16 protein-coding genes are annotated in these 16,122 nt (G+C 67.3%); 12 read left to right on the forward strand and 4 right to left on the reverse strand.

Annotation, left to right across the window (positions count from 1 at the left end; translation table 11 throughout):
* Position 1: 1 nt before the first annotated feature.
* From ACWTPI_RS14335 to ACWTPI_RS14350, 4 genes are all read right to left on the reverse strand, one after another.
* Positions 2-427 (reverse strand): PaaI family thioesterase, encoded by a 426-nt coding sequence (locus ACWTPI_RS14335; protein ID WP_020200860.1) that lies wholly within the window; start codon positions 425-427, stop codon positions 2-4.
* Positions 424-1,440 (reverse strand): quinone oxidoreductase family protein, encoded by a 1,017-nt coding sequence (locus ACWTPI_RS14340; RefSeq protein ID WP_454731952.1) that lies wholly within the window; start codon positions 1,438-1,440, stop codon positions 424-426. The genes ACWTPI_RS14335 and ACWTPI_RS14340 overlap by 4 nt, the downstream gene beginning before the upstream one ends.
* Before the next feature lie 62 nt (positions 1,441-1,502).
* The gene (locus ACWTPI_RS14345) at positions 1,503-2,609 is read right to left on the reverse strand and encodes a M14 family metallopeptidase (RefSeq protein ID WP_454731953.1); all 1,107 of its coding nucleotides are present in this window, start codon (positions 2,607-2,609) and stop codon (positions 1,503-1,505) included.
* Positions 2,606-3,463 carry a VOC family protein gene (locus ACWTPI_RS14350; protein WP_454731954.1) on the reverse strand — a complete coding sequence of 286 codons (858 nt, stop codon included), beginning with the start codon at positions 3,461-3,463 and terminating at the stop codon, positions 2,606-2,608. Before ACWTPI_RS14350 ends, ACWTPI_RS14345 begins: the two co-directional genes overlap by 4 nt.
* Positions 3,464-3,818: 355 nt before the next feature.
* Between ACWTPI_RS14350 and ACWTPI_RS14355 the strand changes: the two genes are divergently transcribed.
* From ACWTPI_RS14355 to ACWTPI_RS14410, 12 genes are all read left to right on the forward strand, one after another.
* On the forward strand, positions 3,819-4,589 hold the full coding sequence (locus ACWTPI_RS14355) for a GntR family transcriptional regulator (protein ID WP_231401526.1): 771 nt from the start codon (positions 3,819-3,821) through the stop codon (positions 4,587-4,589).
* Complete coding sequence (locus ACWTPI_RS14360; RefSeq protein ID WP_020200865.1) at positions 4,586-5,371, forward strand: ABC transporter ATP-binding protein; 786 nt, start codon at positions 4,586-4,588, stop codon at positions 5,369-5,371. Before ACWTPI_RS14355 ends, ACWTPI_RS14360 begins: the two co-directional genes overlap by 4 nt.
* A gap of 15 nt (positions 5,372-5,386) precedes the next feature.
* Positions 5,387-6,190 carry an ABC transporter permease gene (locus tag ACWTPI_RS14365; protein WP_454731955.1) on the forward strand — a complete coding sequence of 268 codons (804 nt, stop codon included), beginning with the start codon at positions 5,387-5,389 and terminating at the stop codon, positions 6,188-6,190.
* A 5-nt stretch (positions 6,191-6,195) separates the two neighbouring features.
* On the forward strand, positions 6,196-7,194 hold the full coding sequence (locus tag ACWTPI_RS14370; protein WP_454731956.1) for an ABC transporter substrate-binding protein: 999 nt from the start codon (positions 6,196-6,198) through the stop codon (positions 7,192-7,194).
* A gap of 83 nt (positions 7,195-7,277) precedes the next feature.
* Positions 7,278-8,282, forward strand: a complete 1,005-nt coding sequence (locus ACWTPI_RS14375; RefSeq protein ID WP_155887923.1) for a zinc-binding dehydrogenase — start codon at positions 7,278-7,280, stop codon at positions 8,280-8,282.
* A 58-nt stretch (positions 8,283-8,340) separates the two neighbouring features.
* A complete protein-coding gene (locus tag ACWTPI_RS14380; protein ID WP_020200869.1) occupies positions 8,341-8,787 on the forward strand; it encodes a PaaI family thioesterase in 447 nt (148 codons plus the stop codon).
* Positions 8,788-8,857: 70 nt separating this feature from the next.
* Positions 8,858-10,363 carry a class I adenylate-forming enzyme family protein gene (locus ACWTPI_RS14385; RefSeq protein ID WP_454731957.1) on the forward strand — a complete coding sequence of 502 codons (1,506 nt, stop codon included), beginning with the start codon at positions 8,858-8,860 and terminating at the stop codon, positions 10,361-10,363.
* Positions 10,364-10,426: 63 nt separating this feature from the next.
* Positions 10,427-11,512 (forward strand): ABC transporter substrate-binding protein, encoded by a 1,086-nt coding sequence (locus ACWTPI_RS14390; protein WP_454731958.1) that lies wholly within the window; start codon positions 10,427-10,429, stop codon positions 11,510-11,512.
* Positions 11,509-12,822, forward strand: coding sequence for an acyl-CoA thioester hydrolase/BAAT C-terminal domain-containing protein (locus ACWTPI_RS14395; protein WP_454731959.1), 1,314 nt, complete (start codon positions 11,509-11,511; stop codon positions 12,820-12,822). Before ACWTPI_RS14390 ends, ACWTPI_RS14395 begins: the two co-directional genes overlap by 4 nt.
* A complete protein-coding gene (locus tag ACWTPI_RS14400; RefSeq protein ID WP_454731960.1) occupies positions 12,819-13,601 on the forward strand; it encodes an ABC transporter ATP-binding protein in 783 nt (260 codons plus the stop codon). The genes ACWTPI_RS14395 and ACWTPI_RS14400 overlap by 4 nt, the downstream gene beginning before the upstream one ends.
* Positions 13,585-14,370 carry an ABC transporter permease gene (locus ACWTPI_RS14405; RefSeq protein ID WP_454731961.1) on the forward strand — a complete coding sequence of 262 codons (786 nt, stop codon included), beginning with the start codon at positions 13,585-13,587 and terminating at the stop codon, positions 14,368-14,370. Before ACWTPI_RS14400 ends, ACWTPI_RS14405 begins: the two co-directional genes overlap by 17 nt.
* Positions 14,371-14,664: 294 nt before the next feature.
* The gene (locus ACWTPI_RS14410; protein ID WP_454731962.1) at positions 14,665-16,029 is read left to right on the forward strand and encodes a tyrosine-type recombinase/integrase; all 1,365 of its coding nucleotides are present in this window, start codon (positions 14,665-14,667) and stop codon (positions 16,027-16,029) included.
* The last annotated feature ends 93 nt before the right edge of the window (positions 16,030-16,122 follow it).

The raw sequence follows: 16,122 nt of genomic DNA on the forward strand, positions 1-16,122 counted from the left end.
GCTACCGGGCGGCCGGCAATGTTGAATAGCTGGCGCGTCCGATCGCGAGAAGGACGCCCTCCCCGTTGAGCAGCTCGACGTCGGCCACGCCGACGCTGCGGCCATGACGCCGGACGGTGGCCACCGCGACCAGATCGGTCTGGATTGCCGGACGCAGGTAGTCGACGCGAAAGTTGATGGTGGGCAGGCCGCGGCCGGCGAGCATGCCGACGGCGAAGTCGCCCACCGTATCGATGATCGCGGCGAGCGGTCCGCCATGCCATTGGCCGGTGCCGGCGCCGCGCTCGAACCCGGGCTGGAAAGGCACGCTCACCGTGAGCGTCTGCGCCGCATGGTCGACGCGGGTCACCGTCATCCCCAGCGAGGCGATGAACGGCGAATCGTCAAAGGCGCGCTGGATCTGCGCTTGCGTGAGAAGCGTGCTCATGCGCCCACCAGGACCTTGCCTGTCACCTGGCGGTTCTCCAGCGAGGCGAGCGCCTGGGCACCCGCTGCGAGCGGCCATTTGCGGTCGATCAGGACGCGCAGGCGCTTGCGCTGGACGAGGTCGAGCAGTTCGTGCAGGTCTTCGCGCTCCCAGCCGTTGGAGCCGCGGATCTGCAGCTCGAAGGTCCAGATATAGCGGATGTCTTCCTTGGGATCGAAGCCGGCCGTCGCGCCGCACGTCAGCAGGCGCCCGCCGAGGCGCAAGGCGCGCAGCGACCTGACCCAGGTATCGCCGCCGGTGAAGTTCACCACCACGTCCACGCCGCCCCGGTTGGCGGCGCCGCGGCGGCGGGCGGGCTTGCCGAACTTCTGCTGGATCGCGGTGAGGAAGTCCTCCTCCGTATAGAGGAGGACGTGGTCGGCGCCGAGTTCGCGCAGGCGTTCGGCTTTCTCCGCCGAACCGGCGCAGGCAATGACCTCCGCTCCCGCGAGCTTGGCAAGCTGCACGGCGCAGACCCCCACGCCGCCGCTGGCGCCGAGAATCAGCACCCGTTCGCCCGCGGCCACCTGCCCCACGCGATTCATCATGCGCAGCGCCGTGCCGTAGGCCACCGGCAGCGCCGCGGCTTCGTCGTAGCTCACGCCTTCCGGCAGGCGGATCAACTGGTGCTCCGGCACGCGGCATAGCTCCGCCAGCCCGCCGTGGATGGTTTCGCCGACCAGCCCGCCGTTTACCCGGTCGATGGGATCGACCAGCACGCGATCTCCCGGTTGCCAGTCCGTCACGCCGGGCCCGACCGATGCGATCTCGCCCGCCACGTCCAGGCCGATGATGACGGGAAATGGCAGATTGATGCCGGGCATGCCGCGGCGAGTAAACACGTCGTGATAGTTGAGCGAGGACGCCCCGACGCGCAGCACCACTTCGCCGGGGCCTGCAACCGGGTCGGGGAATTCGGTTTCGAGCCGCAGCTTGTCGTTGCCGCCATGCTCGCGCAGTACGATGGCTTTCATAGGATGGGGATGAGAAGGAAAGAGAGAAACCGGGCTCGCCGCCCTGCCGCCTGGCGATCGGCCTATTGCCAGCCGGCGAGCCCGTCCAGCGCCTGCGCCGTGATCTGCAGGCCGTGGCGGACGACGCTGCGGCGCCACACCGCGGAGTACGGCACGAACGCGTCGCGCAGGTCGTCGCGCAACAGCGCGTCGCGCTGCGCATCGGGCGCGAGCGGCGCCTTGAAGCGCAACCACTGATCCAGCCGCGTGGACAGCGACGTATTCGGTCCGCGCGTGCCGAACTCCACCACCGCGCCTATCATCGGCCGCCCGCCCAGGAAGCGCTCGACGCCGTTGAAGACGAGTCCCTGGTAGTTCGGACGCGCGAGGCCATGGGGCCGTTGGCGCAAGATCCGGTCCCCGCCCCACCAGCGCGCGGCTTCCCGCTGCAGGGCACTGCCTTCCTCGTTGAAGCAGAGGAAGAACGGTTCGGCATAGTCGCCGATGCCCGTGTGCCAGTCGATGAAACCAACGCGTTCCGCCTGCGCCAGCTGGGCGTCGACGATCTGCTGCAGCACGCGGTTGGACCATTCCCGCCCGTTGCCGCCATACACCAGGCCCTCGGGGTGGGTGTACTGGCCGCTTGCCAGCACGTTGAACAGCGCGTCGGCACCGTGCCTGTCCCGGAATGCCCCGGTGGCAAGGACGGCGTCGGCGAGAGCATCGCGGTCCCAATGCCCTGGAATCAGCCGCTCGTGCAGCTCGGCATAGTCGGCATTGCCGGGATAGGGCGCATCGTGGTCGACGAAGTTGCGGTTCAGGTCCACGTTGTTCTCCGTGGTCCGGGTCGCGTGGGCAAAGCCGTATGGGTTCAGCCCGTGGATCAGCGTCACCGCGACGCCGGCCGGCAGCTGCCGCGCCGCCGTCGCCAGCCAGGCCACCTGCACCGCCGACCCGGCGGCGCCTTCAAGACCGTGCGTGCCGCTGATCGCCAATAGCTGGCGAGGCGCGCTCTCCGCCCCTATGCGGGCCACGTCGATGCTCAACACCTCGCCGCCGGGGCCTCTGGCGGTCGGGTGCGCATGGGTGGTCTGCTCGGCTTCCGCACGGGACGCCGCCTCGCGGAAGCGTTCGCGAGCCGCCACGTAGCCGGTGGCGAAATAGTGCCAGTAGTCGAGCTCCGTGCTCATCGCGCGGCCTCTTCCACGAACTGCAGGGCGACGCCGAACGCGTCCTCGGCCAGCACGCGCACGGAGCCATCGGCAAGCGTGGCCGACGGCACGCCATTCTCCGCCAGCGTGGCGCGCAGCCGCGCGAGCGAACTGGTCTGCAGGATCAGCGCCACATTGCGTTCGCTGCCGTCGTCGGTCGTGGCGACCGGGCCAAAGCGCCGCTCGGCCTGCGCCGGCGTCACGAACTCCACGCGCGCCCGGCCCGCCTGGAAGACGCGGCCACCGGCTTCGGCAGCCGATACCGCCTTGCGGTCGAACAGCGTTTCATAGAGCGCGACTGTCTGCTCCGGCGACGCCGAGGCAATCACGAAACCGACGATGTCGGTGACCCCGTTGGGATGCGCGCGCCATTCGTCGCGCCAGACCAGTTCAGGGGTGAAGTGGTGACAGAAGAAGGTACGGCCGTTGCGCACGAGTTCCACGCCAAGGCGTACGGTGCGAAAGCGCGCTTCCCGCACCGCATCGGGAAGGTTGACCGGCCGGCCGAACTCGGCCGGCGGCTCGACCGCGAGGCCTCCGGCGCGGATCGCGTCATACAGTCCCAGCGAGTCGGTGGTCTTGAACACGAGACCCGTGAGACCCAGCGGCGCTTCGACTACCTCTGGACGCTGGATCGTCTTGCCGGTCTCGTAGCCAAGCAGTTCGAGGTAGTTCTCGCCAAAGATGGCGAGGTGATTGCTGCTGCCGAGCGAATGGTGCCCACGTTCGGTCGGCGCAAAGCCGAGCTTGCGATAGATGGCCAGCGCGTCGTCGAGCTGCTCCTTGACGTTGATGACGACATGATCGAGCACGGGAGCGGGAATCTTGCTCATTGCGCACTCCACGCCAATGGGGAAAAGAACACAGGACGATGCGACACGGCGGCTCCAGGACGGCGGACAGAATTTCGAATGCTACGAGTCCCGGCCGTTCTGGCGAACTGACCATTTTCTCTATGTTTATCAAGCCGGCGCGGCACTTGGGCCGCCCAGCTGACCTGCCTAGCTGAACCGCCCAGCCGGCGCGCGGCCAATGCGTGGTGGGCGGCCCAGACCACGCGGCGAACAGATGTGCTTTTGACAAAAACTTCGTTGGCCGCCCCTGTCGGCGGAACTAAGCTTTGCTGCTCACCGTGGGCGCCGCAGTGCCAATCTGTAAGCCGCTCACAAGTCAGGGAGCTGCACGCCAATGACCGCAATGACCGGAATGACTGATCTGCCAGCGAGGCCCGCTCGCGTCGCCATGCCCGCGTCGCGGGACGACACCGATGCGGGCAGCCAGGGCCTGGCCGCGTACACCAGCATCCGGCGCGATATCTTGTCGTGCCGCCTGATGCCGGGCGCCACGGTGACCGAAGCGGAGCTGATGGCTGCCTATGGGTTCGGCAAGAACAGTTGCCGGATCGCATTGACGCGCCTGGCCCACGAGCGCCTGGTGCGATCCCGCCCGCGCAAGGGCTACCAGATCGCACCGATCACGGTGAAGGATGTGGAGGAGGTCTTCGCGCTGCGCGTGCAACTGGAGCCGATGGCCGCCCGGCTGGCGACCCGCCGCGTCGACACCCGCCTGCTGCACCGCCTGGAGGCGGCCTGCCGGGTGGAGCACGTGGGGCCGCTGCCGGACCGCATCGATGTCTTCATGGATGCCAACAAGCAGTTTCATCTCGCCATCGCCACGGCGACGGGCAACGAGCGGCTGCTGCGCACGCTGTCCGGACTGATGGATGAAATGTCCCGGCTGGTTGCGCTCGGGTTCAACGTGCAGCGCGTCAAGCCTGAAATCAAGCATGACCACAACGCCATGATCAAGGCCTTCGAGGACCACGACGAAAAGGCCGCGGAGACGATTGCGCGCCGCCATATCGAGACGTTCCGCGCGCAAACGCTGGAGAAGGTCTACGCCAGCCTGTCGCAGGCGGGCACCTACCTGCCTCTGCTGGCGGTGAGGGATGGCAAATGATCGCCGTGCCCGAAACATTGCCCGATGCCCTGCTGCGTGCCGGCCCGGCACCGGCCCTCGAAACCGCGGGCGTCGCCAAGCGCTTCGGCGCCGTCACCGTGCTGGAGAGCATCGACCTCACCGTGCGCACCGGGGAAGTGCTGGCGCTGGTCGGTCCTTCGGGCTGCGGCAAGAGCACGCTCCTCAACATCCTGTCGGGCCTGCTCGCGCCGGACGCGGGGCGCTTCACGGTCGGTGGCGTGCCGGCCGCGCAGATCGCCGACTGGCGCCGTATCGCCTACATGTTCCAGGAAGACCGCCTGCTGCCGTGGCGAAGCGTGCGCGACAACGTCGCCTTCGGCCTGGAAGGCACGAATCTGTCCCGCGCCGCGCGCCATGCGCGCGCCCGCGAGATGCTGCGCCTGGTCGGCCTCGAATCGCATGCCGGCGCATGGCCGCACGAACTGTCGGGCGGCATGCGCAGCCGGGTGGCCCTGGCCCGCAGCCTGGCGGCGGAGCCGTCGGTGCTGTTGATGGACGAGCCCTTCTCCAAGCTCGATCCGCAAACGCGCTCGCAGATGCATGACGAACTCCTTCGCATCCAGGCAGGCAGCGGCATGACGGTCGTGTTCGTGACCCACGACATGGAGGAAGCCGTCGTCCTGGCCGACCGGGTGGTGCGGCTCGCGGCGTGGCCGGGGCGCGTGATCGACGTGATTGCGCTGGACCGCCTGGCCCGGCCGCGCGTGCCGACCTCCCCCGCGGTTGCCGAGCAGATCCGCGTACTGCGGTCCAGACCCTGAAGGAGAAAGACTACGATGCCCAGGAGATTCGCGACCCTGTTGGCCCAGCGCCTGCTGCTTGCCGGCGTCATCCTGCTGGCCTGGTGGATCGGCGCGGCACGCCTGCCGTCGTTCGTCCTGCCCGGCCCCGGAAAGGTGGCCCTGGCGCTGGTATCGCTATGGCACAGCGATACCTTCGCGCAGGACGTGGCGGCCACTTGCCAGCGCGTGATGCTGGGTTTTGCCATCGCCACCGTCATCGGCACGCTGCTGGGACTCGCGCTGGGCGCCAGCCGCGTGCTCGCCCGATTCTTCGAGCCGCTGCTGACGCTGTTCAATACCGTTTCCTCCGCCATCTGGGCGATATTCGCCATCATCTGGTTCGGCATTTCCGACGCAACCACGATCTTCGTGGTCTTCATGACAGCCATGCCGCTGATCCTGACCAACGTCTGGCAAGGCGCGCAGACCGTGGACATGCAGTACGTGGACCTGGCGCGCAGCTTCCGGATGTCGCGCGCCCGGATATTGCTGAAGATCTACGGCCCGACCATCCTGCCGCACTTCTTCGCCGGTGCCCGGCTGGCCTTCGGCTTCGGCTGGCGGGTGTCGCTGGTGGCCGAGACCATCGGCGCGTCCAGTGGCATCGGCTACCGGCTGCGCCAGGCCGCCGACCTGGTGCAGACCGACCAGGTCTTCGCCTGGACCGTCCTGCTCGTCGCCCTGATGCTGCTGCTCGAAGGCGGCGCGCTCAAACCCCTGGAGCGGTGGCTGTTCCGATGGAAGTTTCCGTCGCGTCCGGCGCCCGCCCTGACACCATTTCCCGTCCCACAAGGATAACCATCGTGCGCAAGCTCTTCGCCGCGGCCCTGGCCGCCACCTCAATGATCGCCGCGTCCGCCATCACGGCTGGCCCGGCTCGCGCCGCGGATACCGTGCGCATCGGCTACTGGACCAGCGGCGTCAGCCTGGGCTATGGCTCGGTGCTGGAATCGAAGGACTTCCTCGCCAAGCGCGGCATCAACGCCGAGTTCGTGCATTTCCCGGACGTCAACGCGCCGCTGCGCGCGCTGGCCTCCGGCTCGATCGACCTGGCCTTCGGGGCGCCGGTGGCCGGCGTGTTCGGCACCGCCGCCTCGGGCGTGCCGATTCGCATTTTCGCCGCGACCCAGCCAGCGGACGTGCAGTTCGTGGTGCCCAAGGACTCGCCGATCCGCACGCTCGCGGAGCTCAAGGGCAAGAAGATCGGCATGTCGCCCGCGGGGTCCTCGGTGGCCGTGATCGCGGGGGCCATACTCGCCGGCAACTACCAGATCAAGAGTTCGGATTTCTCGCTGGTGGGCGGCAACGAATCGCGCCTCGCCCAGTTCCTGGCGCAAAAGCAGGTGGATGGCGCCGCGCTGCGCTCGGTCACCGTGGCCCAGCTGGGCGACGAACTGCCGGTGCGCCGGCTGAGCAGCTTCGCCGAGGAATGGAAAAAGCTGACCCGCTCCGATGCGGTGCCCTATATCGGCGTTGGCGCGGTGCGCGCCGAATTGGCGGAGAAGCAGCCGGAGGTGGTCGCCCGCGTCATCGCCAGCCTGCGCGACACGCTGGCGTGGGGCAACACGCACCGCGAAGAGGTGGTGCAGATCCTGCGGAAGAAAGCCAACCTGCCGGAAGACGACGCCAGGACCTATGTCAGCCTGTGGAACGAGATGAATCGCGTGGCGTTCGAGCCGGCGGACATCGCCACGCTCAAGCGCCAGCATGCCGTGTTCACCGAGTCGGGGCTGGTCAAGGGCGACATCACGGACGAACTCTTCGCCACCAGGCCCTACCAGTTGGCCAACGGGCTCAAGTAAGCGGACGCGGCGCAGCGCGGACGAGACACACAACGCAAGAACACACGACACCAAGAGAAAGGAAACATCGCGTGAGTCAGACAATGCAAGCCCTTGTGCTGGAGGCACACGGCACTCTGGAACAACTGCAACTGGTGCATGACAAGGCTGTGCCGCAGGCCGGCCCGGGCCACGTCGTCATCCGGGTAGGCGCATCGTCGTTCAATTACCACGACGTCTTCACCGTCCAGGGCATGCCGGGCATCAAGGTCCCGCTGCCCGTGGTGATCGGTCTCGACCTCGCCGGCACCATCACCGAGGTCGGCGACGGCGTGGCCGGCTGGAAGGCCGGCGACCGCGTCCTGGTCAACCCGTTGAAGCCGGGCGTCGGCCTGATGGGGGAGATGGTGGACGGCGGCATGGCCCAGTACGCCCGCGTGGACGCGGCGCAGCTGATCGCCCTGCCGGATGCGGTGACGTTTGCCCAGGCGGCCGCCTTGCCGGTGGCCTACGGCACCGCCCATCGCATGCTGTTCACGCACCGGACCGTGAAGGCCGGCGACAAGGTGCTGGTGCTGGGCGCCAGCGGCGGCGTCGGCACCGCGACGGTGTTGCTGGCCAAGCTGCTGGGCGCCGAGGTCATCGCCGCGGCTGGCAGCGACGAGAAGGCGCAGCGCCTGCTGGAGCTGGGCGCCGACCATGTCATCAACTACCGCGAGACCGACTTTGCCAAATGGGTGATCGCCAGGTACGGCAAGCCGCAGCGCCGCACCCACGAAGGCGGCGTGGACGTGGTGGTGAACTTCACCGGTGGCGATACCTGGCTGCCTTCGGTCAAGAGCCTCAAGCGAGGCGGCACCCTGCTGGTCTGCGGCGCCACCGCGGGTCACGACCCGAAGGAAGACCTGCGCTATGTGTGGAGCTTCGAGTTGAACATCAAGGGCTCCAACAGCTTCTACGAGGCTGACCTGAAAGCGCTGCTGGAACTGGTCGCCGCGGGACGCCTCGACCCGGTGATCGATCGCGTGCTGCCGCTCGCGCAGGCCGCGGCAGGACTGGCGCTGATCCGCGACCGCGCCGTGCTGGGCAAAGTGGTGGTAGCACCCTGAACCGCCAACGCGCCGTCAAGGCGATGCGCCTGCCCTCCTGAATGCCAAGAAAATCATCATGAACGACACCGTTTCCCCGGCGCTGCCCAGCGCCGAAGCCATCCAGGCCAAGCTGCTGCGCGGCCCCTATCATCAATGGCTGGGCCTGCAGGTCCTCTCCGTCGGCCACGGCGAAATCACGCTGAGCGCAAAGTTCCGCGACGAGTGGGTGGTCAATCCCGATCTGGGCTACATCCACGGCGGCATTCTTGCCGCGCTGGTGGACCTGGCTGCCGACTGGGCCCTGGTATCGCATACCGGCAAGGGCGTGCCCACCATCGACTTGCGCGTGGACTACCACCGTGCCGCACGCGGCGACCTCAAGGTGGTAGGGAAAGTCATCAAGAACGGCCGGCAGGTCTGCGTGGCGGAAGCCAGCGTCTTCGACACCAACGGCGAACTGGTTGCCAGCGGCCGGGGCGTCTATGCCACGCCCGCACCCGCGGCACGTACCGGCGATGCCTGATGGCGGCGCCAATGGACATCCCTCGCGCAAACGCATCGGCGCAATGCGCGTCCGCCCTGGAGGCACCGCAATGAGCGATAGTGAAAGCCGGAACCTGGGCCGGGTCATTGCCCGCCAGGCCGACCGTGACAGCATTGCCTTGATCGGCGTGAATGCTGGCCAGCAGGACACACTGCACAGCTTCGGCGAGATCGACGACCGCGCCGATGCGCTGGCGCGAGGCCTGCTCGCCCGAGGCTATGCCCAGGGCGAACGCATCGCGCTGCTCGGCGTGAACTCGGTGGACTATGTGGTCTGCCTGCTCGGCATCCTGCGCGCCGGGCTGGTGGCCGTGCCGGTCAACTTCAAGCTCCCGCAGGACCTGATCGGCTACATCCTGGCGGATAGCGGCGCCCGGCTGATCCTGTGCGATGCCGAGCGCAGCGCCCGCGTGCCGGCCGGCGTGCCCGCGTGCGTGTTCGGCACGCCGGACTTCGCGGCGCTGCCGAATCCCGGGCCGTTCACGGCGGTCGAACCGGAAGCGCGGGACGTTGCCTTCCTGCTCTATACCTCGGGTTCCACGGGGCGGCCCAAGGGCGTGCTGCTCAGCCATGCCAGCCATCTCTGGGTGGTGCGCACGCGGCAACAGACCACGCCGCTGGAGCGCGAGCGCGTGCTGATCGCGGCGCCGCTCTATCACATGAACGCGCTGGCCCTGATCCTGCTCACGCTGGCCAGCCATGCGCCCGCGGTGCTGTTGCCGCAGTTCGACGCGCGCGCCTACGTAGCGGCCATTGGCCGTTACCGCTGCACGTGGCTGACCGCCGTGCCGCCGATGATCGCCATGATGCTGCGCGAGCAGCAGGCGCTGGCCTCGACCGACCTGGGTTCGGTGCGCGTGGTGCGCATGGGCTCCGCGCCGGTCAGCGCCAGCCTGCTGGAGCAGATCCGCGACCTGCTGCCCAATGCCCGCGTGCTCAATGCCTATGGCACCACCGAAGGCGGCCCGGTGGTGTTCGGCCCGCATCCGGCCGGGCTGCCGACGCCGCCGCTGGCCGTGGGCCATGCCCACCCGGCCGTGCGCCTGCGGCTGGTCGACGAGCAAGGCCGCGAGGCCGACGAGGGCGTACTCCAGATCCGCAGCCCCGGCTTGATGCTCGGCTATCACCGGCGCCCCGGGCTTGCCCCGTTCACAGACGATGGCTACTACGTGACGGGAGACATCTTCCAGCGCGACGCCGACGGCTTCCATACCTTCGTCGGCCGCCGGGACGACATGTTCGTCAGCGGCGGGGAGAACCTCTATCCCGGCGAGATCGAGAAGGTGCTGGAGCGCCATGCTGCCGTCCACCAGGCCAGCGTGGTGCCGGTGCCCGACGACGTCAAGGGCACCAAGCCGGTCGCCTTCGTGGTTGCGCGCGCCGGCGTTCCCGCTCCCTCGGAGCAGGAGCTCCGGGCGTTCGCGCTTGCCAACCTGGCGGCGTACCAGCACCCGCGCCGCATCTGGTTCATCGACTCGCTGCCGCTGGCGGCAACCCAGAAGATCGATCGCCGGGTCCTGACGGACGAGGCGCTACGCCGCCTTGGCAAGGACTGATACCGGGCCGCCGCGCCATCCACGGAGAAGCGGCGCGCCGACCACTACACGAGGAATCAATCGATGCACACTCCGACAGCATTCGCAGCCACCGCCGCGGCCATCTTCGCCGGCCTGCTGCTGGCCGCCACGCCCAGCCACGCTCTGGACGAAGTCACGGTCGCGCTGGCCATACCGCCGGCCGTGCACGACGGCGCGCCGTACGCCGCGGCCGAGGCACTCGGCTTGTTCAAGGACGCCAACCTCAGCGTCAAGACCATCGTGTTCCAGGGCGCCGGCGCCCTGCTGCCCCAGGTGGCAGGCAAGCGCGTGACCTTCGGCTACCCCACGTCGGAGCCCGTGATCGCAAGCTACTTCTCCGGCAAGGACCCGCTGCCGCTGCGCTATTTCTACAACGGCGTACCGGCCAACACGATGGAATTTGCCGTGCTCGCGGATTCGCCCATCCGCACGCTGGCCGACCTGAAGGACAAGAAGATCGGCGTCGGCGCGCTGACCTGGGGCACCATCCCCGGCGGACGCGCGGCGCTGCGGGTGGCCGGGCTGGAGCCGGGCAAGAACGTGGAATACGTCGCGGTCGGCGCGCTCGGCGCGGGGTTCCAGGCCTTGCGCTCGCACCAGATCGACGCGCTGAACTTCAACAGCAGCTGGGATGACCTGCTGGAGCTCTCCGGCACCAGGATCCGCCGCCTTGCCTATCCGGCGGTGTTCCAGGAGGCCGCGGGCAACGGGTTCATCGCGCACGTGGACACCCTGCGCGACCAGCCCGACCTGGTGAGACGCTTTGGCCGCGCCTACACGCAGGCACAGTACGCATGCGAGGCCAATCCGGTGTTCTGCGTGAAGGCGTTTTGGAGGCAGAACCCGGAGGCGAAGCCGGCAGGCGACGAAGCCAGGAACCTGCGCGAGGCGGCCGAACTGCTGAGCCGCCGGCTACAGCGCGTCCTGCATACACCGGCCGGCACCGCGCGCGTGCCGGGACAGTACGACGTGGCCGCCATTCAGCGGGGCATCGAGGCAATGGCGAAGGCCGGCGAGTACCCGAGCGCGGACGTGCCCCTGCAGAAAATATTCTCCAACGAGTTTGTGCCCGCCTTCTCCGATTTCGACCATGCCGCGCTCATTCGCCGGGCAAAGGCGGCACAATGAGCGCCGCCGCCCGCATCGAGATCACCCCGGCCGATGGCCTGGTGGACCAGCCGCGCCGCATCGTGGCATACGGCTTCGCGCCCGTGGCCGAGGTTGTGGTGCAGGCCTCGCTCGCCCCCGCTGACGGCAGTCTCTGGCAAAGCCGCGCCACCTTCGTGGCCGACGCGCGGGGGACCGTTTCCGTGGCGGACACCGCCCCGATAGCGGGCGACTGGCAGGAAGCCGATCCCGCCGCCCCGGTCTGGGCCATGCGCCGCACGCGGCTGCCCGCGCGGCCGGAACTCGGCGAGGATACCGCGCCGCTTCGGGTCGCCGTGTCTGCGAGCGCCGCCGACGGAACCGTCGCCCGGGCCGAGTACCTGCTGCGCTTCGTCGCGCCCGGCGTGACCCGCCGGGCCGTGGCCGAGGATGGATTGAGCGGGACGCTGTTCCTTCCCTCCGGCGCCGGTCCGCACCCCGCCGTGGTGGTGCTGGCCGGTTCCGGCGGCGGCATGCACGAGCAGCGCGCCGCGCTGTATGCCGCGCATGGTTATGCCGCGCTGGCACTCGGCTATTTCAAGGCTCCGCGCAGGCCGGACCACATCTCGGATACGCCGCTGGAGTATTTCGAAGCGGCACTGCGCTGGGTGCGCGACCACCTGCGGCCGGCAAACGGATTCATCGCGGTATCGGGTGTCTCGCGCGGGGGAGAACTGGCGCTGCTGCTGGCTTCGCGGTTTCCCGAACTGGTTTCGGCGGTCGTCGCCTACGTGCCGAGCGCGGTGGTCCATGGCACGCTGCGCGCCGGCCGCCCCGGCCAGCCGCCCGACGACACCGCCTGGACCTGGCGCGGCGAGGCGCTGCCCAACATCTGGCGCGGCAACCCGCAAGCCGACTGGACCGCATTCAACGCGGCACCCGCGCCCGGCCAGGCCGTGCGCCAGGCGGCCGCCTTCCTCAGCGTGCTGCGCGACCCGGCCCACGCCGCGGCGGCGCGGATCCCGGTGGAACGCATCCGCGGGCCGGTATTGCTGATTTCGGGCACTGACGACGGCTTCTGGCCATCGACGCTCTACTGCGAGCAGATCGCGCGGCAGCTACGCGAGCACGGGCATGGCTGGCCGGTGGAACACGTCGTGGGCGACGCCGCGGGACATGCCATCGGCCTACCGCAGTTGCCCGCCACGCTGATCGCCAAGCCACACCCGGTAGCCGGGCTGGTACTGGACGGCGGCGGGACGGCGGCGGCCAACGCACTGGCCAGCGCGCGATCGTGGACCCGCGTGCGCGCCTTCCTGGCGCAGGCGGCAAGCGCCACGGCACAGCCATGACGGTATCCCCGACGAGTGCGCCCGCGCTGGAATTTTCCGGCGTCGGCGTGACATACCCGACCCGGCGCGGCCATACCGAGGCGCTGGCCGACATCGATCTCACCATCGCTCACGGAGAATTCGTCGCGCTGCTCGGCCCGTCCGGTTGCGGCAAATCCACGTTGCTGCGCCTCGCCACGGGGCTGCTGGCGCCGACAAGAGGCACCATCGGACTGGCCGGCCATCCGGTCAAGGGGCCGAGCCGCGGGACCGGCGTCGTTTTCCAGAAACCGCACCTGCTGCCATGGAAGAGCGTGCGCGACAACGTGCTGTTGCCAGCCAGCACGCTCGGCCTGGACCCCCGGGCGAGCCGCGCCCGCGCCAACGAACTGCTCGAGCGCGTCGGCCTGACGGCGTTCGCCGATGGCTTCCCCTTCGAGTTGTCGGGCGGCATGCAGCAACGCGTGGGCATTGCGCGCATGCTGCTGCCCGATCCCGCCCTGCTGCTGATGGACGAGCCCTTCGCCGCGCTCGACGCGCTCTCGCGCGAGACGCTGACCTTCGAATTGCAGAAGATCTGGAGCGTGCAGCGCAAGTCGGTCCTCTTCATCACGCACAGCATCCCGGAGGCCGTGTTCCTGGCCGACCGCGTTCTGGTGATGTCGCCCCGGCCGGGCCGCATCGTCGAGTCGCTTGCGATCGACCTGCCCAGGCCGCGCACGCTCGACACCTTCGATACGCCCGAATTCGTGGCACTCACCCAGCATTTGCGGAGACATTTCAATGCCTCGCCCGTCTAGCCTGCCACGCCTGCCCGCCCTCGCCTATCCGGCCATCAGCCTCGGCTTGCTGCTGCTGGCCTGGGATCAGGCGGTGCGCTGGTGGCGGATACCCGACTACCTGCTGCCACCGCCCGCGGCGGTATTCCAGGCCCTGGCGTCCGGCTTCGCCAGCGACTCGCTGTGGCCCCACATCGGCGCCACGCTCGCCAACACCGCGGCCGGCTACGCTTCGGGCTGCGTGATGGCCGTGCTGCTGGGCGCGCTGCTGGCGGAATCGGCAACCTTCGAACGCTTCGTCTATCCGCTGCTGATCGGCCTCCAGGCAACGCCAAAGGTGGCATTGGGACCCATCATCCTGGTCTGGTTCGGCTTCGGCGCCGCCTCCAAGGTGGTGCTGGTTGCGCTGGTCTGCTTCTTCCCCTTGTTCGTCAACACGGTCAACGGCATCCGCCGCACCGACCCCGAACTGCTCGACGCGTGCCGGGCGTTCAGCGCTTCACGCTTGTTCCTGCTATGGCATGTCAAGTTGCCGGCGGCACTCGGCGACATCTTCGGCGGACTGCAGATCGGTGTCTCGCTGGCATTGATCGGCGCGGTGGTCGGAGAATTCCTTTCGGCCCAGCGCGGGCTGGGCTACCTGATCGCCTCGTCTTCCGTCAGCATGAGCCTGGCCACCATGTTTGCAGGCGTGATCTTGCTCGCCCTGACGGGACTGGCCGGCGCCCAGACGGTACGCTGGCTGCAGCGACACGTGGTGTTCTGGGAGGCGCGACATCGCGACGGCTAGAACCTCGGCCAGGATTTGCGTAGCCAAGAAATAAAAAGGGGTTACGCCAAATGCAATGACGTAACCCCTTTTCTTCAATGGTGGGCCTCCCGTGAGTCGAACACGGCACCAACGGATTATGAGTCCGCTAATATATGCATTGCCCTGCATTGATCGACTTCCTGTAACCCAAAAAAATCCAATAAATTCAAGGAAATCTGCGCGATTCCAACGGATAATTGCATGGACTTAAGTTGATTGATATGCTCTCAACCTGGTTACATGCCGGTTACAACCCCGCGAAACGGAGCAGTAGTGGCGAAAGTCAAGTTCACAGCGAATAGAGTCGCAGGGCATAGCTGCCCTGAGGGGAAAGCACAGGCCTTCCTGTGGGATGCGGTATCTCCAGGCCTTGGCCTGCGTGTCACGCCAAACGGTGCAAAGTCCTACATCTTCCAAGGCAAGATTCACGGTCAAACGGTGCGCCTGACCATCGGCGACCCGCGAAGCTGGGATATTGATAAGGCCCAGGAGGAAGCTCGCCGCCTGCAAACACTTATTGATGGAGGCAAAGACCCACGCCTGGTCAAAGCCGAGGCTCGCGCTGCCCATGAGGCTAGAATCACTGCAGAAGCGAGCGAAGCCATCACAGTAAGCACGGCGTGGGCCGTCTACCTTGAGGATCGTCGGCCGCAATGGGGCGAGCGTCACTACAAAGATCACATCTCGAAGGCCCAAGCGGGAGGCGAACCTGCCGTCCGCGGTACCCGCGGCCGTGGCATCACGTCGCCAGGACCACTCCACCCACTCATGGGCATGAGGCTACGAGACGTCACTACGCCGACCGTCGAGGCTTGGGCAGCCCGCGAAGCCGCTACTCGCCCCACTTCAGCCCGCCTGGCATGGCGCCTGCTGAAGGGATTTCTGTCATGGTGTGCCGAGCAACCGGCTTACGCACTGGTATTGAATGGCAATCCGGCCAAGACGAAAAAAATCCGCGAGGCATTCGGTGCGGCTGGTGCAAAGCAGGACGCACTGCAGCGCGAACAATTGGCCGGATGGTTCGCCGCCGTGCGGCACCTTTACAACCCCGTGATCGCAGCCTACCTACAAACCCTGCTGTTGACCGGTGCGAGACCGGGTGAGGTGTTGGAAATGCGGTGGGAGGATGTGGATACCAGATGGAAAGGTCTGACCATTCGCGACAAGGTCGAGGGTGAGCGCAGGATTCCACTCACACCGTATGTGTCGCACCTGTTGGCCACCTTGCCTCGTCGCTCGAAATGGGTGTTTTCTAGTTCAGTCAATACTCCCGGCAAACCCCCACAGCCCATCAGCAAGCCCCATCAAATGCATGACCGGGCCTGCGCGATCGCGGGCATCGATGGCCTGACCCTGCACGGTCTGCGCCGTTCATTCAAAAGCCTGACTGAATGGCTAGAGTGCCCTACCGGCGTTGTAGCCCAAATCATGGGACACAAACCCAGTGCTACTGCCGAGAAGCACTACACAATACGCCCGCTGGACCTGCTGCGGGTCCACCATGAGCGCATCGAGGTGTGGATATTGGAGCAGGCCGGGATAGCGTTTGATTCCGTCCGTAGCCTACACATCAACCAATTCCGGACATGGAAACAAATCGAGATGCCTACTGAACACGACAGTCACCCCACGGCATGAGCTTGATGCGGGGATAAGTCAGATAGAGCAAGCGCTTCGATCTCGTGACCGCCATAAACGCATTGCAGCTTTCCTCTGCCATCTCGCCCTTGC

The organism is Cupriavidus ulmosensis (assembly GCF_977008105.1).

What these genes read in the sequence shown, in the direction of transcription:
- ACWTPI_RS14335 (WP_020200860.1), bottom strand. Translation starts at nt 427, where the DNA reads ATGAGCACGCTTCTCACGCAAGCGCAGATCCAGCGCGCCTTTGACGAT.
- ACWTPI_RS14340 (WP_454731952.1), bottom strand. Translation starts at nt 1,440, where the DNA reads ATGAAAGCCATCGTACTGCGCGAGCATGGCGGCAACGACAAGCTGCGG.
- ACWTPI_RS14345 (WP_454731953.1), bottom strand. Translation starts at nt 2,609, where the DNA reads ATGAGCACGGAGCTCGACTACTGGCACTATTTCGCCACCGGCTACGTG.
- ACWTPI_RS14350 (WP_454731954.1), bottom strand. Translation starts at nt 3,463, where the DNA reads ATGAGCAAGATTCCCGCTCCCGTGCTCGATCATGTCGTCATCAACGTC.
- ACWTPI_RS14355 (WP_231401526.1), top strand. Translation starts at nt 3,819, where the DNA reads ATGACCGCAATGACCGGAATGACTGATCTGCCAGCGAGGCCCGCTCGC.
- ACWTPI_RS14360 (WP_020200865.1), top strand. Translation starts at nt 4,586, where the DNA reads ATGATCGCCGTGCCCGAAACATTGCCCGATGCCCTGCTGCGTGCCGGC.
- ACWTPI_RS14365 (WP_454731955.1), top strand. Translation starts at nt 5,387, where the DNA reads ATGCCCAGGAGATTCGCGACCCTGTTGGCCCAGCGCCTGCTGCTTGCC.
- ACWTPI_RS14375 (WP_155887923.1), top strand. Translation starts at nt 7,278, where the DNA reads ATGCAAGCCCTTGTGCTGGAGGCACACGGCACTCTGGAACAACTGCAA.
- ACWTPI_RS14380 (WP_020200869.1), top strand. Translation starts at nt 8,341, where the DNA reads ATGAACGACACCGTTTCCCCGGCGCTGCCCAGCGCCGAAGCCATCCAG.
- ACWTPI_RS14385 (WP_454731957.1), top strand. Translation starts at nt 8,858, where the DNA reads ATGAGCGATAGTGAAAGCCGGAACCTGGGCCGGGTCATTGCCCGCCAG.
- ACWTPI_RS14390 (WP_454731958.1), top strand. Translation starts at nt 10,427, where the DNA reads ATGCACACTCCGACAGCATTCGCAGCCACCGCCGCGGCCATCTTCGCC.
- ACWTPI_RS14395 (WP_454731959.1), top strand. Translation starts at nt 11,509, where the DNA reads ATGAGCGCCGCCGCCCGCATCGAGATCACCCCGGCCGATGGCCTGGTG.
- ACWTPI_RS14400 (WP_454731960.1), top strand. Translation starts at nt 12,819, where the DNA reads ATGACGGTATCCCCGACGAGTGCGCCCGCGCTGGAATTTTCCGGCGTC.
- ACWTPI_RS14405 (WP_454731961.1), top strand. Translation starts at nt 13,585, where the DNA reads ATGCCTCGCCCGTCTAGCCTGCCACGCCTGCCCGCCCTCGCCTATCCG.